This window comes from Micromonospora sp. M61, assembly GCF_018070245.1.
Lineage (GTDB): Bacteria > Actinomycetota > Actinomycetes > Mycobacteriales > Micromonosporaceae > Micromonospora > Micromonospora zamorensis.
The window spans coordinates 33,232-58,215 of the sequence record NZ_JAGPYA010000045.1 but is presented as its reverse complement, the minus strand read 5'-3'; the positions used below and the strand labels follow the sequence as shown (position 1 = coordinate 58,215).

The window sequence follows — 24,984 nt, the reverse complement described above, 5'->3', positions numbered from 1 at the left end:
CCTCGGCGGTGGTCGTGCCGTCCCTGTGGGAGGCGGCCAGCGGGGCCATGTTAGAGGCCTTCAGTTGGGGGGTCCCGGTAGCCTGCGCCGACTCGGAACCTCTGCTGGCCCAGCTCGACTTCACCGGAGCCGACGCAGCTGTCTTCGCGGCACACGACCCGGCTGCCCTCGCTGCGGCCGTCCGGCGGTTACTAGAGGAACGGGAGCACTACGCGCGCGCCTCTCGGGCAGCTGGGGCGCTCCTGGCGGCACGCACATGGCGGGACACCGCCGCCGACTACATCGCCGTGCTGGACTGGGTGCGGGCGGGCCGGCCAGGGCCGATTCCTCGATCGTCGTTCGCCGAGACCTTGCTGACCAAAGGAGCCCGTTGAGCGCACAGGATCGCTATCCGGTTGCCCGCCCCTGCCTGTCCGATCTTGAGGAACGGTACCTGGTCGACGCCTACCGCAGCGGCTGGATCTCCTCGCAGGGGCCATACCTACGGAAGTTCGAGGAACAGTTCGCGGCCAGGTGCGGTGCGACGGCGGCCGTGGCCACCGGCAATGGCACCGTGGCGATTCACCTCGTCCTCGCGGCAGCTGGAATCGGCCCCGGCGACGAGGTCATCGTTCCGGCTCTGACCTACATCGCCACCGCCAACGCGGTGACCTATTGCGGCGCCCGCCCGGTCTTCGTCGACGTGTCACCGGATACCTGGTGCATCGACGTGGAACAGGTCGCGGCCTCTGTCGGTCCCCGTACCCGTGCCGTTGTAGCCGTCGACCTGTACGGCCACCCGGCCGACTACCCCGCGCTCCGGGCGCTCTGCGAGCAGCACGGTCTGCTCCTGGTCGCCGACGCCGCCGAGTCGTTCGGCGCCCTCCTGGACGGCCGCCCGACCGGCGACCTGGCCGACGCCACCACCTTCTCGTTCTTCGGCAACAAGGTGATCACGGCTGGTGAAGGCGGCTGCGTCACGACCTCCGACTCGGGGCTGGCCGACCGGATGCGGCTGCTACGCAACCAGGGCATGGACCCACGTCGGCGCTACTTCTTCCCCGTCGTCGGCTTCAACTATCGGCTCACGAACCTGGCGGCGGCACTGCTCTGCGCCCAACTCGAACGCGCTGACGAGATCATCAGCCGGCGGGAGGGGGTCATCGCCACATACGAGCGTGATCTAAGCAATCCTCCGCTGCTCAGCCCTCAGCCGGTCGGCCCAGGTGTTCGCCGCGCACCGTGGATGGCGTCTTTCCTCGTCGGTCCTGCGGGTACGGAGGGACTCCGCGACGAACTGGCCCGGACGCTCGACCTGCTCGGAGTCGAGACGCGTCCATTCTTCGTTCCCATCCCGCACCTGCCGCCGTACGCGGACGCCGGCGGTGACCACCCCGTCAGCGCCGACCTGGCCCAGCGGGGCATCAACCTGCCGACCTACGCCGACCTGTCGGACGTGGACCTGAAGATTATTGTGGACCGGGTGCGCAACGCGCTTTCCGGGATCAACTACTGCCGCTGACGCTGGGCGCGGAGAGCGTGGGCCCGCGCCCAGCGGTGCCCGCAGTAGTCTGCGGCGTACCTGCTGGTCCCCTGGTCCCGGCGTGCACACCACCATCGCGACTGCCGCTGGTGATCTGCAGGTAACTGGCCCACCAGGCCGCAGCGCTGATCAACCCCATGAGCGCCAGGGCGACCGCGGCGCCGACCGCCCCCCACGCCACGGCGGATGCGACCACCACGGGGACTCTGAGGACGCCGAGCGCACCGCCGAGGAGCAGCGCCCGCCGTGCGGCACCTTGAACCCGATGCCCCGCGAACCCCACCATAGCCACCCCCCCGAGTAGGACCTCCAACGCGAGCAGCCACAACAGCGGCTCCGCGTGCCGCCAGTTATCTCCGAGGACCGCCTCTCCCACGCGGTCGGGCAACAGGAGGACGAAGAGGCAGGCCGGTGCGGTGGCGAGCAGCAGGGCGATCGTGACCCGCGCGGCGTCTCGCCGCCGTGCGGATCCCGTCGCCACCCGAAGACGGGCGAGGTGCGGAATGACCAGCGGGGAGGCGCCTCCCACGAGGAGCGTCGCCGGACCGAGCAGGGTACGTCCGGCGCTCAACGAGCCCACGACCGCCATGCCTGCGGTCACGCCCAACGCCGTCAGGGCGAGTTGGGCTGAGCCGGCGGTGAGCAGGAACTGAAGCCCATAGCTGGCGGATGCACGGCTGCCGGCACGGTCCATGCGCCAGCCCGGCCTGACCTGATGACCGTTCAACACAGCCGTGGCGCAGCCGAGAAGGGCACCGGTGCCCGCCCACAGGCCGAAGACGACCGCCGGACCCACGACGTTGGTCAGGCCCAGCAGAGCCGCGAGCGCGGTCAGCACGGTCCAGACCGCCTCTCGCGCGCACGGAGGGCGCGGTCGTCCCACTCCCACGTCGACGTTTCTCGCGTAGTCGTGCAGCAACAGCCCTGGCAGCGCGATGCCGGCGAGAATCAGGTAGCCGGAGCGGTCGATGATCCCAGCGGCGAGGAGCGGGACAGCGCACCCGACGCCGACGGCGGCTACACGACGACTGCCCGCGGTGACCGCAGGACGATTAGCCGGCTGCGCCGCCGCCTCGACCAGTACCGCCTCGGTCACCACCGTCCGGGACAGGCCGGTGACCAACACGTAAAGGGAGAAGGCCAGGGCGAACCGGCCCAGGTCGTCGATCGGCGCCAGCCGCGCGACGGTCAACGAGAGCAGCAGATTGCCCAGACTCGACAGAGCCGCCGTCACGACCGCCCACACCGCACGACCACCGATGAAGCCCTGGACCAGGGCGCGAGCGCGGTTCGGCCGCCTACGGGGACGGAGCGCGGTCGAATTGAGTGGGTCGGTCATTCTTCGATCAGACCCACCGCGTCGTCCGCGGGTCCGCAGTCGGCGACAACCGGAGCGCCGGCCTCCCATCGATGGCATGCCGGCCCCGCATTCGTCCCCTCAACAGCAACAGCACCGCGAAGACGGGCAGTGCGGCGACCATGTGCTGAAGGAAAGCGATCATGGCATCCGGGTAGCCGCTGGACCAGAGCAGCGGGCCTGCCAGCACGAAACAGAGGAGACTGAGCCGGATCGGCCCCGGCGCACCGCGTGCCCGGAGCAGGAGCACTGCCAACGCCGACCACCCGGCATAGTAGAGCGGCACACCCAGCCAGCCGACGAGGAAATACAGGTTGCCGAGCGCGAGAAAGCTGTACGACGAGGTTGCGGCGCCGCCGAGATATTGATTTATCAGTGCTCCGGTGGAGATCGCGGGTCGGTCGGGGTCGAGGATCCGTGGAACCAGGCCATACCGGACGAACTCGGCAGGGCCAGGCTGCCCGACGTCCACCGGAACGTCGTGATCGGCCGCGTGGGCCAACTGCAGATCGAGCCGTAGCCGGTCACCAGCCGTGACGTCGTAGGCCACGCTCACCCCGCCGTCAGCGCGGATGTCGTTGCGCAAGGCGAACAGGGTTGGCCACGCCAACAAAATCGCCGCACCGAGGAGCGCCACCTCCCGCACACGGAACAGACCGCAGATCGCGCCGGCGCCGGCGGCGAACGACAGGTAGCCGAACAGGGGCGAAGTTATTCCGGTGAGCGCCGCCGTCACGACCTGTCCAGCCACCAGGAGACCGATCCAGCAGCCCACCCTGCTGCGGCCGGCGAGGCCACCGAGGAAGCTGGCGACCAACAGCGCAAAGGCCAGATAGGACCAACCGGCCGAAAGAGCGGCGATCCTGGCTACCGGAGAGGTGGCTACCTCGTCATCCAATTGGGTGAAGATGGTGCCCTGACCCGCTTGGGCAGCGGTGATCGAGGCAGCGACACTGATGACGGTGACGAGGCGAGCCACCACGTACACGTAGCGGTGGGAGGCGTTCACCGCGGCGACGCTGGGACGCCAGCGCCGTTGCGGACGAGCCGTGAGGGCAGTCGTCTCGACGATCAGCGTGCCGACGAGCGCCGCACCCAGCAGCCGGAGGATGAACATGGTCTGCGGGTTGGTGTACAGCACTGCCATCGGTACGAGGAGCAGCGCGTACGGCGCCAGCACCAGGATGGAGATCGGGTAGTGCCGCAGGACCCAGGTCACCCGCCTGCCGGGGGCGCGCGCGGATCGCCGGGGGTGTAGCACTCGACGTGGGGCGATTCCGACCGGGGAGGAGAAGGCAGCCTGAGGTGTCGGCACCATTGTCAAACGACTTGCGCCCGTCTCAGAAACGGACGGTGAGCAAGAGCAGCTCTTGATCTCATGGGACGAAGAGGGCATGTTTGCCGGCTCGGGTCCGGGCAGGATCGGAGGTCTGGGCGAAACTGATTGAGCCGGCGATCAGCTCGGGATGGTCCTTTCGAAGTTCGCGTACGAAGTAGGCGCCCACGTCCGACAGGTCAAGTGGCCGGTCAGCCTCGACGTGGATTCGTAGAGCATCCGGACGCAGCTGCTGGAACTGCACTCCGACGATGCCGGGGTACGACTTGAGGATGTGCACCGGAAGGATCGCGGACAGATCGAGGGTTCCCCGCGCTGACCCGACCCTGACGATGTCCTGCTGCCGGCCGAGGACTGCACGGAACGCCAGGGCGTTACCGTCCACCACGTCGCTCGGCTCGATGCGGTCGCCGATGGCGTAGTGAACCAGCGGGAAGACGCGATCGGTCAGGGTAGTGACGCTGAGTCCACCCGCATCGTCGGTGAGGCAGACGGAGCTGTCCCAGATGACTCTGATGTCCCGCGTGCTTCGGCGGGACATGGCGAGGACCCCGGTCTCGGCCGAGCCGTACTCGATCACTGCCGGAACCTTGAACACCCGCTCCAGCAGGGCGACGTCCGCGTCGCTAGCCGTTTCGGCGCACAGAATCACCGCCCGCAGCCGCCGTGGTTCGCCCAGATCGAGCTGGCTTCGTTCGATGTACCGTGCCAGCTTGAACACCGCCGAGGTGTAGCCCGTGATCGCGACCGGGTCGCGTCGGCGCACCGCCATGTAGTGGGCGCGCAGCGACGGTTCGCTGAGGTCGTAGGCGTTGACCCGGGTGACGTTCACGACCAGGTCGGCGAGCCTTCGCCTGATGTGGGCCAGTCGGCCGGGCAGTCCGGCGCCGAAGAGGTGGGAATGTCCCCACAGCAGTACCGTCGGGTCAGTGGGGCGGACTCCCGCCCAGTGTCGGCCAAGGTACGCGTCGACCCACCGCCTGTTGACCTCGCCCGCGCCACGGGGATAGCGCGTGGGCTGGCCGGTGCTGCCGCCGGTGGTGTATGCCTCACGAATCCGGCCGTGCTCGAAGATCTCGTCCTGCCGGGCGATCAGGATCTCCTTGGTCAACTGCGGAAAGCCGCGCAGTTCCGCCAGCCGGTCGATCCGCTCCGGGAGACCGTGCTCCCGGTGCCACGACCGGTAGAACGGAACCGCCGCCAGGCAGTGCGCCCACACGTCGTTGAACCGTCGCAACTGCTGCCGTTCGATCCAGGCCCGATCCCGGTCCTCGTCGTGCAGGGCGATTTTCCGGGTGAGCGCCTGATGACGGGCATGCAGGACGGCACGACCAAGCAGTGAACGGTCCATCGGGCAGGTGCCTTTCGCTCGCTGTCAGGTTCGTCGTTGGGCGCCGGCCCGCCGTCAGCGGTCGAGGGCCTTGCGTCCGAGCAGGTAGATGTCCGAGCAGAGAGCGGGTCGGCTGCGGAGCACCCGATCCACTACCGGGGTCAACGTCCGGACAATTGGATGGGCGTGGCCGCGGCCGAGCCAGTTGCGACCGATGATCCGCACGCTCGTCAACCTCATGTCCCGGGCGATGTACCGCAAGTCGTCGACGTCCGGTTCCCGGACGTGGCCCCGGAAGTGCGGACGCTCATACCAGTCGGCCATAGACGACCACTTGCCACGACCCAGCGGGACGGTGATCCGCTTGCGGAGGTTGACGCAGTTGGGTACGCCGAGCAGAAACCACCCACCGGGACGCAGTGCAGTCGTCACCTCCGCGAACAAGCGCTTTGGTGAGCTGTGCCAGTGCTCCATGCTGTCGAAGGTGGTGATGACGTCGACCGACCCGGGTGCCAGGCCCAGTCCGTCCCGGACGACGTCACGAACGTCAATCTTGACGCCGACACTGCGGTGCAGGTCCAGCAGTTCATCGGTGCGGGCCTCGTTCACCGGGTCCGCGAAGTCGTCGATCAAGGTGGCGGACATCCCCAAGGCGGCGCACCCGGCCGAGAAGAGCCCTGTCCCGCCTCCGATGTCGGCGACGGCGCCGGCGGGCGCAAGCTCGGATACCAGCCCGATGTGGAACGTCTGCCGCTCCACCTCATACTCGAGCCGTGCCCGCCACTCGAGCGGGTAGCGCCTGGCCAAGCTCTGCAACTCCTGCCTGACAACGCTTGCCTGCATGTCGCCTCCTTACCGAAGTGCCACTCCTGCCGGTAAGGCGAAGCAGCACGAAAACTGGCACCGCCGACACCAGATGCTGGATGAAGGCGATCATGGAATCCGGGTATGTGCTGGACCAGAGCAGCGGGCCGGCGAGCGCGAAGCAGAGCACGCCAAGGCGCACCGGACCGGGCGCTCCACCCGAGCGCAGCAGCAGGACTACGAGCGCCGACCACAGCCCGTAGACGACCACGACACCCCAGGGTCCATTGAGGAAGTAAATGTTGCCCAGAGCCAGAAAGCTGTAGGCCGAAGTGGCGCTGCTGCCGAGGTACTGACTGATGACAGCACCGGTGGAGATGGTGGGACGGTCCGGGTCCAGCACCCGGGGCACCAGCCCGTACCGCAGGTAGTCCGCGGGGCCGGGCTGTGGCACGTCCACCGGCACCCGGTGGTGTGCGACCGCCGAGACCTGAAGGTCGAGCCGAAGGCGGTCGTCGGCCGTGACCTGCTCAGACACGCTGACCCCGCCGCCCTGACGAACCTCGTTGCGCAACTCGAAGAGGGCGGGCCAGGCGAGGGCGAGTACCACTGCGGCCACCGCCAGATAGCGAGCCCGGACAACTCCCGAGATGACGCCTGCCGCTGCCAGGAACGAGATGAAACCGAGCAACGGCGCGGCACGGGCCGTCATGACGACGAGGATTGCCTGGGTCAGCGTCAGCGCGAGCAGCCAGCCACCAACGCCCCATTTGCTGGCGTGGCCGCCGAGGCTTGACGCGATCAGCAACGCGACGGCAAGTGCCGACCAGCCTGACACCAAGGCGGAGAGGCTGGCGAGGGGCGAGTCGGGAAGGCTACCGGATACCTGGGTGAAGATGGTCCCCCGCCCGACCGCAGCGCCGGTCAGATCCGCGAGGATGCTGACCATCGTCACACCGCGAGCCACTAGGTAGATGCGCGGATGGTCATTCGCCGTCCGTACGCCCCGGTCCCAGCCGGGCAGCGCCGATCTCCGCAGGGGCAGCGCGGCCGTCTCCACCAGCACGCTGCCGGCCAGCGCCAAGCCGATGAGGCGTACCAGAAACCCGAGGTCAGGGTTCTCGTAGACCACCGCTACCGGCAGGACGAACAGCACGTACGGCGCGAGCATCACCAGGCTGACCGGATAGCAGCGGAAGGTTCTTGTAACCCAAGAACTGGCGACGTCGGAGCAGGGGCCCAGGTCATCGCGCCGCCGGCCGAAACGCGGGGCCGTGACTACAGGAGAGCTCAGCATTCCGCTGCCGCTCGCTGTTCGAGCCGGTTGCGCAACAGCGCGGCCTCTCTAGGCCGCAGAACATTCTTAGCGAAACACACCTCGGCACCATATCGGCCCAAAGGCACCAAAAGTAATGAAAGGTTTTATGGTCCTCGTCTGAAGCTTCACACCGTCATCCGATCCACGCGGACAACCTCAATTCAGCACCAGCGGCGACGTCAGCCGGAGTCGCATGCTCGACCGCCACCTACGGCAGCGACGTCGGCACGGTCAGCGACGTTGCGCCCATCGACCTATTGACACCTACCACGCCGCACCGAAGGCTCGCGCCTACAGGTCCTTCACTCAAGGAGGCGCGATGAGACCGAGACGACTGGCGATCGCCAGCGTGGTCACCCTGCTCGGCGCACTGGCACTCACCCCACCGGCCAGCGCGCGGCCACCGTCCGATCCGGGCGCCCGCGACGGCCTGGAGGTGTACGTCGGCACTGTCGACGCGAAGCAGCGGGACCAGCTGCGCGCGGCGGGGGTCGACCTCGGCCACGATGCGAAGACGGACCCGGCCGGCCGCACGACCGTCGAGACGGTCCTCAGCCGACGGCAGGCGAAGCGGTTGACCGACAAGGGCGTGCCACTGTCGGTTAAGAAGGTGCGGGGCAAGGATGCGTCGCAGGCGCTGCGGGAGCAGGCCGCGGCCGGCTGGACGAGTTTCCGTCCCTACGGTGAGCCGGGCGGCCTGCGGGACGAGCTGAACGCCACCGCGGCCCGGTATCCCAAGCTGACCAAGGTGGAGACGATCGGCCGCAGCCAGCAGGGGCAGCCGATCGTCGCCGTGAAGGTCACCAAGAACGCGCGGACGGTCGCGGACGGCCGGCGACCGGCGGTGCTCTACGCCGGTGCGCAGCATGCCCGCGAGTGGATCACGCCGGAGATGACCCGCCGGCTGATGCATCACGTGCTGGACAGCTACGGCACCGACCGGGAGATCACCAAACTCCTGGACACGACCGAGCTGTGGTTCCTGCCGGTCGCAAACCCGGATGGCTACGACTTCACCTTCACCCCCGGTAACCGTCTGTGGCGCAAGAACCTGCGGGACAACAACGGCGACGGGCAGGTCGGCGCCGGCGACGGCGTCGACCTGAACCGCAACTTCAGCTACAAGTGGGGGTACGACAACGAAGGCTCCTCACCGGAGCCGAACAGCGAGACCTACCGGGGCCCGGGCCCCAACTCCGAGCCGGAGACCGTGGCCCTGGACCGGCTCTTCAAGCGGGTCGGGTTCGAGTTCTTCGTCAACTACCACTCGGCGGCGGAGCTACTGCTCTACGGCGTCGGCTGGCAGGTCAGCACCCCCACCCCGGACGACGTGATCTACGAGGCGATGGCCGGTGACGACGCGCACCCGGCGGTGCCCGGCTACGACCCGGACATCTCTGCGGAGCTGTACACCACCAACGGTGACACCGACAGCCACGCCACCGTCAGGTACGGCACACTGGGCTTCACCCCGGAGATGTCCACCTGCGAGGCCGCCTCGGCCGTCGACCCGGACGACCAGTGGCGCCCCGAGGACTGCGTCAGCGGTTTCATCTTCCCTGACGACGAGGCGCTGATCGCCGGCGAGGTGGGCAAGAACCTTCCGTTCGCGCTGGCCGTGGCCCGGTCCGCGGCGGACCCGGACGACCCGGTCTCGGTGGTCGGTCGGAGCACCCCGGACTTCGTGGTGGACGCCTTCGACACCTCGTACGGGCGCACCCAGCAGGTCGCCTCGATCACCCGTCGTGCGCTGAAGAACGTGCGGATGCACTACACGGTCAACGGTGGGCGGCCGAAGACGGTGGCGGTCCGCGAGTGGCGCGGCGGCGAGCGGTACGGCGACACGCACGACGACTACTACGCCGAGTTGCGGGGCACGGTCAGCGGTGCGAAGCCGGGCGACCGGGTGGAGGTCTGGTTCACCGGGAACAAACCGCGCGCCGGGGTGGTGGCCAGCGAACACTTCACCTATCGGGTGCACACCGATGTGGGCGGCGACGTGCTGGTCCTCGCGATGGAGGACGTCACCGGCCTCAGCCCGGCGCAGACCGGCACCACCGCGAAGTACGCCGACGAGGTCGCGGCGTCGCTGAGCGCCGCCGGGCGCAGCAGCGACGTGTACGACTTCGACGCGATGGGTCGCAAGGCGCCGCACCCGCTCGGCGTGCTGTCGCACTACAAGGCGGTGGTCTGGGAGACCGGCGACGACGTGATCCTGCGCTCCCCCGGTCAGGTGGCCGGCACGACAGCCAGGGCTGCCCTGGAAACCGAACTGGCCGTTCGGGACTACCTGAACGAGGGCGGCAAGCTGCTGGTCAGCGGCCAGTACGCGCTGTTCGCGCAGGGCGCCAACGGGTCGTACGTCTATAACCCGGACGCGCCACCGGAGTGCACCGACGCTGAGGCCGCCAGCTGTCTGCCGCTGTTGAACGACTTCCAGCAGTACTGGCTGGGCGCGCACACCTATGTCAGCGACGGCGGCACCAGCCCGGAGGGTGAGCCGTTCCCGGTCGCCGGTACCGACGCAGCGTTCACCGGCTTCAACGGGCAGCTGAACGCTCCCGGCTCGGCGGAGAACCAGGCGCACACCGCGTCGTTCCTGACCACGTCGAGCTTCCTCCCGCCGGACGAGTTCCCGCAGTTCGCCAGTTCCGCGCCGGTGGGCTGGACCCGACCGGGCGGCGCGCCGTTCGATCCGCGTACGGGTGAGTGGTACCTGTACAGCGGGCAGACCGACGAGTCGTACAAGCGGCTGACGCGCACGGTGGATCTCACCGGGGCGAGCAGCGGGGAGTTGCGCTTCTTCAGCTCGTACGAGATCGAGCAGAACTGGGACTTCCTGTTCGTCGAGGCGCACGAGGTGGGCAGCGACGACTGGACGACTCTGCCGGACGCGAACGGCAAGACCAGCACGGCCACCGGGGACAGCTGTGTCGAGGGTTGGGTGGAGCAGTTGCACCCGTTCCTCGGGCACTACCAGGGTGCGGACTGCTCCCCCACCGGGAGCACCGGCACCTGGAACGCGGCGACCGGGACGTCGAGCGGTTGGAAGGAGTTCGTGGTCGACCTGTCGGGTTACGCCGGCAAGCAGGTCGAGGTGTCGATCACGTACGCCTCGGACTGGGGCACCCAGGGGCTCGGCGTCTTCCTGGACGACGCCCGGGTGCTGGTCGACGGGTCGACCGTGGCGGAGACCTCGTTCGAGTCGGCCGACCTGGGTGGCTGGACGGTGGCCGGCCCACCGCCGGGCTCCGCTGGCAACGCCATCGACTGGTCGCGCAGCCAGCAGGCGTTCGAGGAGGGCTCGGTGGTGGTCACCGGGGACACGGTGTATCTGGGCTTCGGGTTGGAGGGTCTGCCTCCGGCGGCCCGCGATGACCTGGTCGCCCGCTCGCTGACCCACCTCACCGGGGCGCCCCGCTCCTGACGGCGGCGAGGTGCGCCGGGGGTCCGCGGACCCCCGGCGCACCTTCGGTGTACGCCGGGTGCGCTCGCCACCGATGTGATGAGCTGTACGGGTGTCGGGGCTGGGACTTGTGCTGCACCCCACCCGGGATGTCACCGAGGTGGTCGGGATCATCGAACGGTGGGCGACGCGCCACCGCAAGACGCTGATCGTGCGCGAGGAGGACCGGCACCGGGTGCCGTCCTGCGTCGAACCGGTGCCGGCGGACGAGGTCGCCGCCCGGGCCGACGCGTTGATCAGCGTCGGCGGCGACGGCACCATGCTGGGTGCGCTGCGCTCCGCCATCCGCGACCCGAAGCCGGTGCTCGGCGTACACCTGGGGCATCTGGGGTTTCTCGTCGAGATCGAGCCGCCGGAGTTGCCCGACGCGCTGAGCCGGCTGCTGTCGAAGGACTTCACCATCGAGTCGCACGCCTGCCTGGCGTGCGACGTGTGCGGGGACGACGTCGTGGCGTTCAACGACATCGCGCTGGTGCGCCAGCCCGGGTCCGGCTTCGTCAGCGTCACCCTCGCCATCGACGGTCAGCAGTACGGCTACTACCGCAGTGACGCCGTGGTGGTCAGCACCCCGGTCGGCTCGACGGCCTACAGCTACGCCGCCGGTGGTCCACTGATCTCCCCCGCCGCCGACTCGGTGGTGATCACGCCGTCGGCGCCGATGGCCGGCATTTCCCGGTCGGTGGTGCTCTCGGCGGACGAAAAGATCCGGCTGGAGATCCGACCCGACTCGTCGCCGGTGGTGGTGGAGATGGACGGGCTGGTGTTCCGCGACGCAGCGACGGATGGGGCTGTGGACATCACGTACCGCCGCAACGCCGGCCTGGTGGTCCGTTTCGACCCGCTGCGCTACCAGGAACGCAACCAGTTGAAGATGACCTTGCTCGACCTGCCGTTCCTCCCCGAACAGCTCCGCGAGCTGCTCCCCGAGGAACTACGCCGACGCAGCCAACAAGAAATCCCCCCACCCTGCTAACCCACCCCACCCCTTACCCGGGTGATCAAGAGGTTTGCGCCATGACACGCCGCCCGACGTGACGCAAACCTCTTGATCAACTGGGTAAAGGGGTTAGGCGGTTAGGGCTTGGTCTACCAGGGCTTTGGCTTCTTCCTGGATCTTCTTGAGGTGGTCGGGGCCCTGGAAGGACTCGGCGTAGATCTTGTAGACGTCCTCGGTGCCGGACGGGCGCGCGGCGAACCAGCCGGACTTCGTGCTGACCTTGAGGCCGCCGATCGGGGCGTTGTTGCCGGGGGCGGTGGTCAGCGTCGCGGTGATCGGCTCGCCGGCAAGCTCGGTGGCGGTGACCTGGTCGGGCGAGAGCTTGCCGAGCACGGCCTTCTGCTCCCGGGTGGCCGGGGCGTCGATCCGGGCGTACGAGGGCGCGCCGAACCTCTCGGCCAGCTCCGCCCAGTGCTCGCTGGGGCTGCGCCCGGTGGTGGCCAGGATCTCGGAGGCGAGCAGGCAGAGCAGCAGGCCGTCCTTGTCGGTGGTCCAGGTGGAACCGTCTCGGCGCAGGAACGACGCCCCCGCGCTCTCCTCACCGCCGAAGCCGACCGCGCCGTCGAGCAGGCCGGGCACGAACCACTTGAAGCCGACCGGCACCTCCAGCAGCGGCCGACCCAGGTCCGCGGCGACCCGGTCGATCATCGACGAGGAGACCAGCGTCTTGCCCACCGCGGCGTCCGGACCCCATTCGGTACGGGTACGGAACAGGTGACCGATCGCCACCGCCAGGTAGTGGTTGGGGTTCATCAGCCCGGCGTCCGGGGTGACGATGCCGTGCCGGTCGGCGTCCGCGTCGTTGCCGGTGGAGATCTGGTAGTCGGCGCGGGCCGCGATCAGCGACGCCATCGCGTTGGGCGAGGAGCAGTCCATCCGGATCTTGCCGTCGCCGTCCAGGGTCATGAACCGCCAGGTCGGGTCGACCGTCGGGTTGACCACGGTCAGGTCCAGGCGGTGCCGCTCGGCGATCTCACCCCAGTACGCCACGCTGGCCCCGCCCAGTGGGTCCGCGCCGATCCGGATCCCGGCATCGCGGATGGCGTCGATGTCGATCGCCGAGGGCAGGTCGTCGACGTAGTGGGCGAGGAAGTCGTACTCCCCGGTGGTGTCGGCGGCCCGAGCACGCGCGTAGGTGATCCGGCGGACCTCCTTGAGCCCGGCGGCGAGGATGGCGTTGGCCCGGTCCTGGATCCACCTGGTGACGTCGGTGTCGGCCGGTCCGCCGTTGGTGGGGTTGTACTTGAAACCGCCGTCGTCGGGCGGGTTGTGCGACGGGGTGATGACGATGCCGTCGGCGAGCCCGCTGGTGCGGCCCCGGTTGTGGGTGAGGATCGCGTGCGACAGCGCCGGCGTGGGGGTGTAGCCGTCGCGGCTGTCCACCAGCACGGTGACCGCGTTGGCGGCGAGCACCTCCAGGGCGTCCACCGCGGCCGGCGCGGAGAGCGCGTGGGTGTCGCGGGCGAGGAAGAGCGGCCCGTCCAGGCCCTGCTCCCGCCGGTAGTCGCAGAGCGCCTGGGTGACCGCGAGGATGTGGTCGGAGTTGAACGCGTTGCGCAGGCTGGAGCCGCGGTGCCCGGAGGTGCCGAAGGAGACCTGTTGCGCCGGGTCCGTGGGATCCGGATGCTCGGCGTAGTAGGCGGTCACCAGGCGCGGCACGTCGACCAGGTCGGCGGGCTCGGCGGGCTGGCCGGCACGGGGGTGGGTCACTGCGGGATCCTCCTCGGGGAGTACGGGTCGGTCACGGCTCGACCTTCTGGCCCTTGCCGATCACCACGATGCCGTTGTCGGAGACGGTGTAGCGCTGCCGGTCCTTCTCCAGGTCGACGCCGATCTCTGCGCCCTCCGGGACGAACACGTTCTTGTCCAGGATCGCCCGCCGGACCACCGCGTGCCGGCCGATCTCCACACCCTCCATCAGCACCGAGCCCTCGACGTGCGCCCACGAGTGCACCCGCACCTTCGGCGAGACGATCGAGTTTTCCACCAGCGAACCGGAGATCACCACGCCCGGGGAGACCATCGAGCCGACCGCCCGGCCGACCCGCTCACCCCACTGGTGGACGAATTTCGCCGGCGGCCACGGCGGCTGCTCGGTGTAGATCGGCCAGTCGAAGTTGTACATGTTGAACACGGGGTGCACGTTGATCAGATCCATGTGGGCGTCGTAGAACGAGTCGAGCGTCCCCACGTCGCGCCAGTAGCCGCGGTCGCGGTCGGTGCTGCCCGGCACCTCGTTGTCGCGGAAGTCGTAGACGTTGGCCTCGCCCCGCTCGACGAGCATCGGGATGATGCTGCCGCCCATGTCGTGCTTGCTGGTCTTGTCTTCGGCGTCGCGCTCGACCGCCTCGCAGAGCGCCCGGGTGGTGAAGACGTAGTTGCCCATCGAGGCGTAGATCTCGTCCGGTGCGTCGGGCAGACCCACCGCGTCGGTGGGCTTCTCGCGGAACGCCCGGATCCGCTTGCCGTCCTCGCCGACCTCGATGACACCGAACTGGTCGGCCATCGACAGCGGCTGGCGGATGCCGGCGACGGTCACCGCGGCGCCGGAGGCGATGTGGTCCTCGACCATCTGCCGGGGGTCCATCCGGTAGATGTGGTCGGCGCCGAAGACGATCACGTAGTCAGGCTGCTCGTCGTTGATGAGGTTGAAGCTCTGGTAGATGGCGTCGGCCGAGCCGGCGAACCACCACGGGCCGCGGCGCTGCTGCGCGGGCACCGGTGTGACGTAGTTGCCGAGCAGCGTGGACATCCGCCAGGTCTTGGTGATGTGTCGGTCGAGGGAGTGGGACTTGTACTGGGTCAGCACGACGATCTTGAGATAGCCGGCGTTGGCCAGGTTGGAGAGGACGAAGTCGACCATGCGGTACATCCCGCCGAACGGGACGGCCGGCTTGGCCCGATCCGTGGTGAGTGGCATCAGGCGCTTGCCCTCACCACCCGCCAGGACGATCGCGAGCACCTTGGCAGCCATGCCCCGACGCTATCCACCCTCGCCCCACTTCACCACTCGTACGGGGAGTCTTCTGCACTAGGGTGCGGGGTCATGACGGAACCCACCCCGCTGCGCGTCGATCTGCTCACCCGCGAGTACCCGCCGGAGGTCTATGGCGGCGCCGGGGTGCACGTCGAGTACCTGGCCCGGGAGTTGCGCCGCCTCACCGACGTCCGCGTGCACTGCTTCGGTCTGCCGCGCAGCGAGCCGGGCGTCACCGCGTACGCCGAACCGCCCGGCCTGACCGGCGCGAACGCCGCGCTGCGCACGATGGGCGTGGATCTGGAGATGGCCGCCGGCGCGGCCGGCACCGACGTGGTGCACAGCCACACCTGGTACGCGAACATGGCCGGCCACACCGCGAAGCTGCTGCACGGGGTGCCGCACGTGGTGACCGCGCACAGCCTGGAGCCGCTGCGGCCGTGGAAGGCCGAGCAGCTCGGCGGCGGTTACGCGCTCTCGTCCTGGATCGAGCGCACCGCCATGGAGGCCGCCGACGCCGTGATCGCGGTCAGTGGGGGGATGCGCAACGACGTCCTGACTGCCTACCCGCAGATCGACCCGCCCCGGGTCCGGGTGGTCTACAACGGCATCGACACCATCCAGTACGCCCCGGACTCCGGCACCGACGTGCTGGACCGGCTCGGTGTCGACCCGTCCCGACCCAGCGTGGTCTACGTGGGCAGGATCACCCGGCAGAAGGGGCTGCCCTACCTGCTGCGGGCCGCCCGGGAGCTGCCGGCGGACACCCAGCTCGTGCTCCTCGCCGGCGCGCCGGACACGGCCGAGATCGCCGCCGAGGTGGAGGAGTTGGTCGCCGAGTTGCGGGCCAACCGCTCCGGCGTGGTCTGGGTGGCGGAGATGCTGCCCAAGCCGGAGGTGATCCAGGTGCTCACGCACGCCACCGTCTTCGCCTGCCCGTCGATCTACGAGCCGATGGGCATCGTCAATCTGGAGGCGATGGCCTGCGAGACGGCGGTGGTGGCGACCGCGACGGGTGGCATTCCCGAGGTCGTGTCCGACGGCGAGACGGGCCTGCTGGTGCCGATCGAGCAGGTCACCGACGGGTCGGGGACCCCGTTGGAGCCGGAGAAGTTCGTCGCCGACCTGGCGTCGGCGATCAACACGCTGCTCGCCGACCCGGCGCGTACCGCCCGGTTCGGTCAGGCCGGTCGGCGGCGCGCCGTGGAGCACTTCTCCTGGGACGCCATCGCCCGGCAGACACTCGACATCTACCGCTCGCTGGTGGTGAAGGGGACCTGACGGAGAACGACGCTGGACCGGCCGCCTAGAGCAAGCTGCCCAGCCACAGGCCCAGCGCGGCCACCACGAGGCTGGCGCAGAGACTGCCGAGCACGTTGAAGGCCTCGACGGCGGCGTTCTTGCGCAGCAGTCCCAGGGAGTGCCATTCCTCGGTGGAGAAGGTGGTGTACGCGCCGAGGAAGCCGACGCCGACGATCGTGGCGAAGTCCTGTGCGCCGGCGGCGGTGTGTTTCACCGCGTAGCCGGTGACGATGCCGAGCACGAAGGCACCGGAGACATTGATCAGGAAGGTGCTCGCCGGGAAGGCCTTGCTGGGCCCGGTGGCCCGCGCGCTCCACCACGGCTTCACCAGCGCGTCCACCCCGGCCCGGGACAGCGCACCCAGCCCGCCGGCCAGGAACACTCCGATGCCTACCCACATCACGCACCCCTTCCCGCCGGGTGCCCCACCCGCAGTTCGGCCAGACGGGCGCCGAGCGCCGCCGCGATCACCCCACCGACGATGGACACCACGAGGTAGACGATGCCGATCCCACTGCGCCGCGCCCCGATCAGTTGGTCAGCCTCGACGATGAAGTGCGACCAGGTCGTGAACCCGCCGATGAGTCCGGTCGACAGAAACGGCTTGCCCCACGGGCCCGGCAGCCGGTGTGCCGCGAGCAGCGTCATCACGGCGCCGAGAGCGAAGGCGCCCACCATGTTGATCACGAAGGTGACCCAGGGGAAGTCAGGTGGCGTGGACGGCGCGAGGCCGAGCCCCAGCAGGTACCGCAGGGTGGCGCCGATGCCACCGCCGACGACGATCGCGAGGATTGCCATTCGCCCATTCACTCACCGTCGTCCTCCATCGACGCCCGGGCTGGGCAGCCCTCACTCGTACGGTCGACACCCCCGCCTGGTCGTCCCGACGCCGTTCGACGCCGGTCAGATCGCCGTTCCGGGCGGAGACTTGAGCAGGGACGTCGCCTGAGCGGGATGACCACCGTGCCCGTTGCGGAGCGCGCTGGCTGCGATGCGGATGAGGTCGATGTTGACCCCGGCGGCGCCACTGGGGTCGTCCACCTTCAGTTTCACGTCGAGGCTCACCACCGTTTCGCCCCAGCCCTGCGCCTCGATGTTGAGGTGCGCCACCTTCTGTGACCGCAGGTGCGGCAGGTACCCGAGCGGAGCCATTTCGACCTTGTCGGCGTCCGGCAAGGCGTTGAGCTTGGACTGCTTCTTGGTGTTGGGGTTCTCGACCAGGTTGCGGAAGTCCTCGGTGCCGCCCAGATTGACCTGGTAGGAGCTGACCAGCGTGAGGCCCCGCTCCTGGAGCAGCCGCAGCAGCGCGTTGTGCACCACCGAGGTGCCGAACTGGCTGGCGAGGTCGTCTCCGAGCAGCGGCAGACCGGCCGCCTCGAACCTGCTCATCACCTGCGGATCGCGGGCGATCGGGTCGGCGGTGGTGTTGATGAAGGCGACGCCCGCGCTGCACGCCGCCTCGGCGTACGCCCGGGCGATCTCCGGTCGGCCGCTCGGCGCCGAGTAGAGCAGCACCTCCGCCCCGGCCAGCGCCGCCGCCACCCGGTCCACCCCGGTCGCGTCGACAAGCCCCTCGGTGACGGGGACACCTGCCTCGGGCAGGTCGCAGTCGAGCCGGGGGAAATTGTTGGGCGGCAGGAAGATCGCCTCGGTCAGGTCCCTCCCGATCTTCTCCGGGGAGGTGGCGAAGGCCGCGACGAACTCGATGTCGCCGACTGCGAGCCCGTCGACGGTCGGCCTGCGGACGCCCACCAGAGTGCCGTTGTGGCGGTGGAGCGCGATTCCCTGCACCAGCGCCGAGGTGTTGTTGCCGACACCCACTACCGCGACTTTCACCCGCTTGATCATGGCCGGAGGCTACGTCACGTCACCCACGCCGGAAAGATCCGGACAACTTCGGGGAAACTGCTGTGTCAGCAAGCGTTGAGGCAGCAGTTTCGCTGAAAGTGCGCGGATCTTGACCCGAGCGCGCGGATCGCGACGCGCGACCCCGAGGGCAGGGAGGGACAGGCGTGCTTGGCCGCGCGCGAACGGATCTCGCGCAGTAGGTTGGCGGGGTGACTGGACGGTTCCCGATCGAAGACGTCTCCCCCGTCGTCTCGTGCGGGCGATACCCGGCCAAGGCGGTGGTCGACGAGCCGATCCCGGTGTCGGCCCGCGCCTACCGGGAGGGGCACGACGCGCTCGGCTGCAACGTGGTCTGGACAGGTCCGGACGGCGAAGCCCGGCCGTTCACCCGGATGCGCCCCGGCGAGCCCGGCCAGGACCGCTGGCACGCCACGATCCGACCGGACGCCGTCGGCTCCTGGACCTTCTCCGTCGAGGCGTTTCAGGACCCATACCTGACCTGGCAGAACGCGGTGACCAAGAAGATCGCCGCCGGGCAGGGGCCGGAGGACATGGCCAACGACCTGGCCGAGGGCGCTCGTGTGCTCGCCGCCGCCCGGGACCTCGTCCCGACCGCCGACCGGCCCCGGGTCGCCGATGCCCTCACCGCGCTGGTCGAGACCGACCTGCCGCTGCCGCAGCGGGTCGACCCGGCGCTGGCGCTGGCCGACCTGCTCTGGGAGCACCCGGTGCGGGAGTTGGTGACCGCCGGTGACACGTACACCATCTGGGTTGACCGCAAGCGGGCGCTCTACTCGGCCTGGTATGAGTTCTTCCCCCGCTCCGAGGGGGCGGTGGGTGGCCGCTCCGGCACCTTCGCCACCGCCACCGACCGGCTGCCGGGCGTGGCCGCGATGGGCTTCGACGTGCTCTACCTGCCGCCGATCCACCCGATCGGCCGGGTCAACCGCAAGGGCCGCAACAACGCGCTCACCGCCGGGCCGACCGACGTGGGCTCACCGTGGGCGATCGGCGCCGCCGAGGGCGGCCACGACACCATCCACCCCGACCTGGGTACGCCCGCGGACTTCCGCGCCTTCATCGAGGCGGCGGCGGCGCAGGGCCTGGAGGTCGCCATGGACCTGGCGTTGCAGTGCGCGCCGGACCACCCGTGGGTCACCGAGAACCCGGAGTGGTTCACCACCCGGGCCGACGGCAGCATCGCGTACGCGGAGAACCCGCCGAAGAAATACCAGGACATCTACCCGGTCAACTTCGACAACGACCCGGAGGGCATCCGGGCCGAGGTGCTGCGGGTCGTGCTGCACTGGGTCGGCGAGGGCATCCGGATCTTCCGGGTGGACAACCCGCACACCAAGCCGTTCGACTTCTGGCACTGGTTGATCGCCGAGGTGAAGACTGTCGACCCGGACGTGCTGTTCCTGGCCGAGGCGTTCACCCGGCCGGCCATCATGCACGGCCTCGGCAAGATCGGCTTCACGCAGTCGTACACCTATTTCACCTGGCGCACGACGGCCGCCGAGATGCGGGAGTACTGCGAGGAGCTGATCGAGTCGGCCGACCACATGCGGCCGAACTTCTGGCCGAACACGCCGGACATCCTGCACGAGTCGTTGCAGCACGGCGGCCCGCCGATGTTCAAGATCCGGGCGGTGCTGGCCGCGCTGCTCTCCCCGTCCTGGGGCATGTACGCCGGTTTCGAGCTGTTCGAGCACGTGGCCCGGCCGGGCGCCGAGGAATACCTGGACAACGAGAAGTACGAGCTGCGCCCACGGGACTGGGCCGGCGCCGAGGCGCAGGGCCGCTCGCTGGCGCCCTTCCTCACCGCCCTCAACCGGGTACGCCGTGACAACCCGGCCCTGCACCAGCTCCGCAACCTGCGCTTCCACGAGATTGACAACCCGGCGTTGCTCTGCTGGTCGAAGCACGACCCGGAGACCGGCAACACGGTCATCGTGATCTGCTCGTTCGACTCGCGCGAGGTGCAGTGGGGCAACACCACCCTCGACATGCCGGCGCTGGGCTTCGACTGGCACGAGCGGTTCACAGTGCACGACGAGCTGACCGGCACCAGCTACGACTGGGGTCAACGCAACGCGGTGCGACTCGACCCGTACCTGCAACCGGCTCACGTGCTGACCGTGCGTCGGCCGGCCCCGCCGACCGAGCCGCAGCCGGTGGGCGCCGAGCCGGCGGACCTCACCGTCGCCGAGGTGCCGGACGACCTCTCCGGCGGCACCGCGCCGACAGCTCCCGCGCCGACAACTCCCGCACCGACACCTCCCGCGCCGACACCTCCTGCACCGACACCTCCCGCGCCGACAGCTCCCGTTCCCACTCCGCCCCGCCGGTCGGGCCCGGTACCGACCCCGCCGCGCCGATCGGCGACCCGACCGCCCGCCTCCGCACCGACCGACGCCGCCCCGAAGGACGCCCGATGGACCAGCTGATCTCCGGCGCGACGCACGACCCGCACGCGCTGCTCGGCGCGCACCCCGCCGACTCCTCGACGACGATCCGCACGATGCGCCGGGGCGCCGGCGACGTGGTGCTGCTCGTCGGCGACGAGCGACACCCGATGAAGCGGGTGCACGACGTGGGCGTCTTCGAGACCCAGGTCGAGGGCACTGTGCTCGACTACCGGGTGGAGGTCGACGGCACCGCGCACGACGACCCGTACCGCTATCCGCCGACGCTCGGCGAGCTGGATCTGCACCTGATCGGCGAGGGCCGGCACGAGCGACTGTGGGACGCCCTGGGCGCACGGGTCTTCGACGAGGGCGTGGCGTTCAGCGTGTGGGCGCCCAACGCCGGCGGGGTCCGGGTGGTCGGCGACTTCACCGGCTGGGGGCCCGACGACGGTTGGCCGATGCGCTCGCTCGGCTCCAGCGGCGTGTGGGAACTGTTCGTCCCCAACGCCCGGGTCGGAGCCCGCTACAAGTACCGGGTGCTGGGCGCCGACGGGCAGTGGCGGGACAAGGCCGACCCCCTGGCCGCGTACGCGGAGGTGCCCCCGGCCACCGCCTCGGTGGTGCACCACTCGACGTACCGGTGGAACGACGCGGACTGGCTGGCCCGACGGGCCGAGCGGCAGCCGCACCAGGAGCCGATGAGCGTCTACGAGGTGCACCTCGGTTCGTGGCGACCCGGGCTGAGCTACCGCGAGCTGGCCGACCAGCTCACCGCGTACGTCACCGAGTTGGGCTTCACGCATGTGGAGTTCCTGCCGGTGATGGAGCACCCGTTCGGCGGTTCCTGGGGTTACCAGGTCACCGGCTACTACGCGCCGACGTCCCGCTTCGGTGACCCGGACGAGTTCCGGCACCTGGTCGACCGGCTGCACGCCGCGGGCATCGGCGTGATCCTGGACTGGGTGCCCGCGCACTTCCCCAAGGACGAGTGGGCTCTCGGCCGCTTCGACGGCACCCCGCTCTACGAGCACCCCGATCCGCGCCGCGGCGAACACCCCGACTGGGGTACGTACGTCTTCGACTTCGGCCGCAACGAGGTGCGCAACTTCCTGGTCGCCAACGCGCTCTACTGGTGCGACCAGTTCCACGTCGACGGGCTGCGGGTGGACGCCGTCGCCTCGATGCTCTACCTGGACTACTCCCGCAATCACGGCGAGTGGGCCCCCAACAAGTACGGCGGCCGGGAGAACCTGGAGGCCCTCGCGCTCATGCAGGAGGTGAACGCGACCGTCTACAAGCACCACCCCGGGGTCGTCATGATCGCCGAGGAGTCCACCGCCTGGCCGGGTGTCACCAGCTCCACGGCCGAGGGCGGGCTGGGCTTCGGGTTCAAGTGGAACATGGGCTGGATGCACGACACCCTGCTCTACACCTCAAAGGATCCGATCTACCGCCAGCACCATCACCACCAGCTCACCTTCTCCCTGGCGTACGCCTGGAGCGAGAACTACGTGCTGCCGATCAGCCACGACGAGGTGGTGCACGGCAAGGGCTCGCTGGCCGGCAAGATGCCCGGCGACACCTGGCAGCGGCTGGCGAACGTGCGGGCGCTGTTGGCGTACATGTGGGCGCACCCGGGCAAGCAGCTGCTCTTCATGGGCTCGGAGCTGGCCGACGACAGGGAGTGGAGCGAGGAGCGCGGCCTCGACTGGTACCTGCTGCACGACCCGGCCCGCGCCGGTGTGCAGCGCCTCGTCGCTGACCTCAACCGCGTCTACCGGGACACTCCGGCGCTCTGGGCACAGGACACCGAGCCGTCCGGGTTCCGCTGGATCGCCGGCGACGACGTCGCCAACAACACCGTGTCGTTCGTCCGGATAGCCCCGGACGGCTCGACCCTGGTCTGCGTGGCGAACTTCTCCGCCCAGCCGCTGCACGACTACCGGATCGGGTTGCCGGCCGGCGGGACGTGGCAGGAGGTGCTCAACACCGACGCGCACCACTACGGCGGGTCCGGGGTGGGCAACCTGGGCGAGGTACGCGCCGAGGACGTGCCGTGGCACGGGATGGTCGCCTCGGCCGCCCTCCAGGTCCCGCCGCTCGGTGCCGTCTGGCTCCGCCAGGGCTGAGCAGGGTCACCTCGACTGGCTGCTCCGCCAGTGCTTCAGGTGCTCGTTCAGGTCGGCGATGGCCCGGGGTGGGCAATACGCCGTTCCCCCGAAACGTCGAGACGCCCCGGGGGAACGGCGCGGCTCAGAGCCGGGTGATACGGACAGCGTCGGCTACGACGTACCCCTGGGTGCTGGTCCAGCGGCTGACCCCGACGACCTGGCGTGTCCCCGCGGCGAAGTCGTAGGTGCCCAGCACCCGCCACTGCCCGCCGCCGCTGCGCTGGTCGACGGAGGCCGTCACGGTTCCGTTCGCGCTGGCCACCAGGTGCGGCGTGGCGCTGTTGTAGCCGGGGTCCGCCGGGTACCAGACCTCGACCCGGTACGAACCGGCGGCGGGCAGCGTCGCGCTGAACCAGGCCGGGTCGCTGACCGCCTGCGGCTCGGCGAATCGGTAGTTCGTGCCGTACCGCGTGGTGAGGTACGACGACGTGCCCCAGGTGGTGGCGGCGGTGAAGCCACCAGTGGTGGTGTTGTCCACGATCACGCTGAACGTGCCGCCGCTACCGGTGACGACCCGCGCGTTGCTGGCCGGGCTCTCGTGGTGCAGCCGGTCCAGGGCGGTCACCAGGTACCGGTAGGTCGAGCCTGCCGCGGCGGTGGCGTCGATGAACGTGCCGGTGCTCCCAGACGCGCGCACCGTGCCGAGCAGGTTGCGGGCGTCGGCCAGGTCGCAGGGGTCGACCGCGCCGTCACCGGGGAGTCGGTACACGGCGTACTCGGCGGTGCTTCCGGTGCCGCCACGCTGCCAGTTCACTGTCACACCGCCGGTGCCGCGTACCGCCGAGGTGAGGTTCGGCGCGGAGGGCGCTGAGCCACCCACGCCGGCCGGTGCCAGGGCGGGCCTGCGGTAGTGGTCGGTCGCCACCCGGGAGACGGCGCCGATGCGGTCGGCGCGTACGTCCTTGGCGCTGAAGTGGATGTCGCCGAGGATCCGGGGGTAGGTGCGGTTGAGGGTCAGGTGGTCGGTCAGTTCGGTCGGGTCCTGCCAGGCGGCGTCCTGCCCCGATGCCCCGGCGCGGTAGGTGGCCTGCCCGACGAGCAACTGCACGTTGGTGCCGGTGACGGTCTCCGACCACCAGCGGACCAGTTCCGCGTAGTCGGCTGCGGGGTGGCCGATCTGCCAGTAGATCTGCGGGGCGATGTAGTCGATCCAGCCCTGCTTCACCCAGCGTCGGGTGTCGGCGTAGATGGCGTCGTACGACTGGAGGCCTGTGGTGCGCGAGCCGAGCGGGTCGGTGCCGGCGTTGCGCCAGATGCCGAACGGGCTAACGCCGAGCTTCACCCACGGCTTCGCCGCACGGATCCTGGCACTCATCTCCTGCACCAGCAGGTTGACGTTGTTGCGCCGCCAGTCGGCGACGGTGCTGAAGCCGGCACCGTACTGGGCGTACGTGGCCTGGTCGGGGAAACCCCCACCGCTGCCCGGGTACGGGTAGAAGTAGTCGTCCCAGTGCACCGCGTCGATGTCGTAGCGGCTGACGGCGTCCATCATGGCGGTCTGCACGAAGGCCCGGACGGCGGGGATGCCGGGGTTGTAGTAGAGCTGACCGTTGTAGGCGACGGCCCAGCCCGGGTTCCTGCGGGCCGGGTGGTTGGCTGCCAGTTTGGTGAGGTCGGTGTGGGTCGCGACCCGGTACGGGTTGAACCAGGCGTGGAACTCCAGGTTGCGGGCGTGCGCCTCGGCCACCATGAAGGCCAGCGGGTCGTAGCCGGGGTTGCCGCCCTGGGTTCCGGTGAGCCACTGCGACCACGGCTCGTACGTCGACGGCCAGAACGCGTCGGCGGCGGGGCGGATCTGCACGACGACGGCGTTCATCCGACGCTGCTTGGCCAGGTCGAGCCAACCCCGGTACTCCGACTGCTGAGCGGCGGGGGTGAGCCCGGTGCGGCTGGGCCAGTCGATGTTGGCCACGCTGGCCATCCACATGCCCCGGAACTGCCGCTTCGGGGTGGCCGGATCGGTCACGCAGGCCGCCTGGGCGGCCACCGGCACGATGTCCGGCGGGGTGGCGGGGGCAGCTGCTGCGCCGAGCATCAGCGCCGCTACCAGTGCCAGGCCTGGAAAATATCGATAGCAGTCTCTGGGCATGAAAGGATTTTCAACGTTGCCCGACTGTTGTGCAAGTAACCTTCAGGACGGCGACG

Annotated in this window: 18 protein-coding genes; 7 read left to right on the top strand and 11 right to left on the bottom strand. The window is 69.4% G+C overall.

The features are described from left to right. Nucleotides 1-374, top strand: a 374-nt coding sequence (locus tag KBX34_RS23575; protein WP_210926977.1) for a glycosyltransferase, incomplete at its 5' end; no start/stop codon positions are given. Next, nucleotides 371-1,501 (top strand): DegT/DnrJ/EryC1/StrS aminotransferase family protein, encoded by a 1,131-nt coding sequence (locus tag KBX34_RS23570; protein ID WP_210926975.1) that lies wholly within the window; start codon nt 371-373, stop codon nt 1,499-1,501. The genes KBX34_RS23575 and KBX34_RS23570, both read left to right, overlap by 4 nt. Here KBX34_RS23570 and KBX34_RS23565 read toward each other — a convergent pair. The 5 genes from KBX34_RS23565 to KBX34_RS23545 form a co-directional block, all read right to left on the bottom strand. Continuing rightward, nucleotides 1,485-2,861 carry a hypothetical protein gene (locus KBX34_RS23565; protein WP_210926973.1) on the bottom strand — a complete coding sequence of 459 codons (1,377 nt, stop codon included), beginning with the start codon at nt 2,859-2,861 and terminating at the stop codon, nt 1,485-1,487. The two genes, KBX34_RS23570 and KBX34_RS23565, sit on opposite strands and share 17 nt — an antisense overlap. A gap of 7 nt (nt 2,862-2,868) precedes the next feature. Further along, nucleotides 2,869-4,098, bottom strand: a complete 1,230-nt coding sequence (locus KBX34_RS23560; protein WP_210926972.1) for a hypothetical protein — start codon at nt 4,096-4,098, stop codon at nt 2,869-2,871. A gap of 157 nt (nt 4,099-4,255) precedes the next feature. Beyond that, nucleotides 4,256-5,566 (bottom strand): phenylacetate--CoA ligase family protein, encoded by a 1,311-nt coding sequence (locus KBX34_RS23555; RefSeq protein WP_210926970.1) that lies wholly within the window; start codon nt 5,564-5,566, stop codon nt 4,256-4,258. A gap of 54 nt (nt 5,567-5,620) precedes the next feature. After that, nucleotides 5,621-6,388 carry a bifunctional 2-polyprenyl-6-hydroxyphenol methylase/3-demethylubiquinol 3-O-methyltransferase UbiG gene (locus KBX34_RS23550; protein WP_210926967.1) on the bottom strand — a complete coding sequence of 256 codons (768 nt, stop codon included), beginning with the start codon at nt 6,386-6,388 and terminating at the stop codon, nt 5,621-5,623. Next, nucleotides 6,306-7,523 (bottom strand): hypothetical protein, encoded by a 1,218-nt coding sequence (locus tag KBX34_RS23545; RefSeq protein ID WP_210926965.1) that lies wholly within the window; start codon nt 7,521-7,523, stop codon nt 6,306-6,308. The genes KBX34_RS23550 and KBX34_RS23545 overlap by 83 nt, the downstream gene beginning before the upstream one ends. A gap of 463 nt (nt 7,524-7,986) precedes the next feature. Between KBX34_RS23545 and KBX34_RS23540 the strand changes: the two genes are divergently transcribed. Both KBX34_RS23540 and KBX34_RS23535 read left to right on the top strand, forming a co-directional pair. Beyond that, nucleotides 7,987-11,094 (top strand): M14 family metallopeptidase, encoded by a 3,108-nt coding sequence (locus KBX34_RS23540; RefSeq protein ID WP_210926962.1) that lies wholly within the window; start codon nt 7,987-7,989, stop codon nt 11,092-11,094. 100 nt (nt 11,095-11,194) lie between these two features. Next, the gene (locus tag KBX34_RS23535) at nt 11,195-12,106 is read left to right on the top strand and encodes an NAD(+)/NADH kinase (RefSeq protein WP_247672151.1); all 912 of its coding nucleotides are present in this window, start codon (nt 11,195-11,197) and stop codon (nt 12,104-12,106) included. Nucleotides 12,107-12,199: 93 nt separating this feature from the next. Here the strand turns inward: KBX34_RS23535 and pgm are convergent, their stop codons facing one another. After that, nucleotides 12,200-13,840 carry a phosphoglucomutase (alpha-D-glucose-1,6-bisphosphate-dependent) gene (gene pgm, locus KBX34_RS23530; RefSeq protein WP_210926960.1) on the bottom strand — a complete coding sequence of 547 codons (1,641 nt, stop codon included), beginning with the start codon at nt 13,838-13,840 and terminating at the stop codon, nt 12,200-12,202. A gap of 31 nt (nt 13,841-13,871) precedes the next feature. Then, nucleotides 13,872-15,104, bottom strand: coding sequence for a glucose-1-phosphate adenylyltransferase (gene glgC, locus KBX34_RS23525; protein ID WP_124823459.1), 1,233 nt, complete (start codon nt 15,102-15,104; stop codon nt 13,872-13,874). A gap of 72 nt (nt 15,105-15,176) precedes the next feature. Between glgC and glgA the strand changes: the two genes are divergently transcribed. After that, a complete protein-coding gene (glgA, locus tag KBX34_RS23520) occupies nt 15,177-16,388 on the top strand; it encodes a glycogen synthase (RefSeq protein WP_247672144.1) in 1,212 nt (403 codons plus the stop codon). 25 nt (nt 16,389-16,413) lie between these two features. Here glgA and KBX34_RS23515 read toward each other — a convergent pair whose 3' ends face one another. The 3 genes from KBX34_RS23515 to KBX34_RS23505 form a co-directional block, all read right to left on the bottom strand. Continuing rightward, nucleotides 16,414-16,809, bottom strand: a complete 396-nt coding sequence (locus KBX34_RS23515) for a CrcB family protein (RefSeq protein WP_210793673.1) — start codon at nt 16,807-16,809, stop codon at nt 16,414-16,416. After that, complete coding sequence (crcB, locus tag KBX34_RS23510) at nt 16,809-17,207, bottom strand: fluoride efflux transporter CrcB (RefSeq protein ID WP_210926958.1); 399 nt, start codon at nt 17,205-17,207, stop codon at nt 16,809-16,811. Before crcB ends, KBX34_RS23515 begins: the two co-directional genes overlap by 1 nt. Before the next feature lie 105 nt (nt 17,208-17,312). Beyond that, nucleotides 17,313-18,257, bottom strand: a complete 945-nt coding sequence (locus KBX34_RS23505; RefSeq protein ID WP_210926956.1) for an inositol-3-phosphate synthase — start codon at nt 18,255-18,257, stop codon at nt 17,313-17,315. 209 nt (nt 18,258-18,466) lie between these two features. Between KBX34_RS23505 and KBX34_RS23500 the strand changes: the two genes are divergently transcribed. After that, nucleotides 18,467-20,707: an alpha-1,4-glucan--maltose-1-phosphate maltosyltransferase gene (locus KBX34_RS23500; RefSeq protein WP_210926954.1), complete on the top strand. Its 2,241-nt coding sequence runs from the start codon at nt 18,467-18,469 to the stop codon at nt 20,705-20,707. Further along, nucleotides 20,695-22,797 (top strand): 1,4-alpha-glucan branching protein GlgB, encoded by a 2,103-nt coding sequence (gene glgB, locus KBX34_RS23495; protein ID WP_210793670.1) that lies wholly within the window; start codon nt 20,695-20,697, stop codon nt 22,795-22,797. The genes KBX34_RS23500 and glgB overlap by 13 nt, the downstream gene beginning before the upstream one ends. A 124-nt stretch (nt 22,798-22,921) precedes the next feature. Here the strand turns inward: glgB and KBX34_RS23490 are convergent, their stop codons facing one another. Further along, a complete protein-coding gene (locus KBX34_RS23490; RefSeq protein WP_247672143.1) occupies nt 22,922-24,928 on the bottom strand; it encodes a family 10 glycosylhydrolase in 2,007 nt (668 codons plus the stop codon). Nucleotides 24,929-24,984 lie beyond the last annotated feature (56 nt).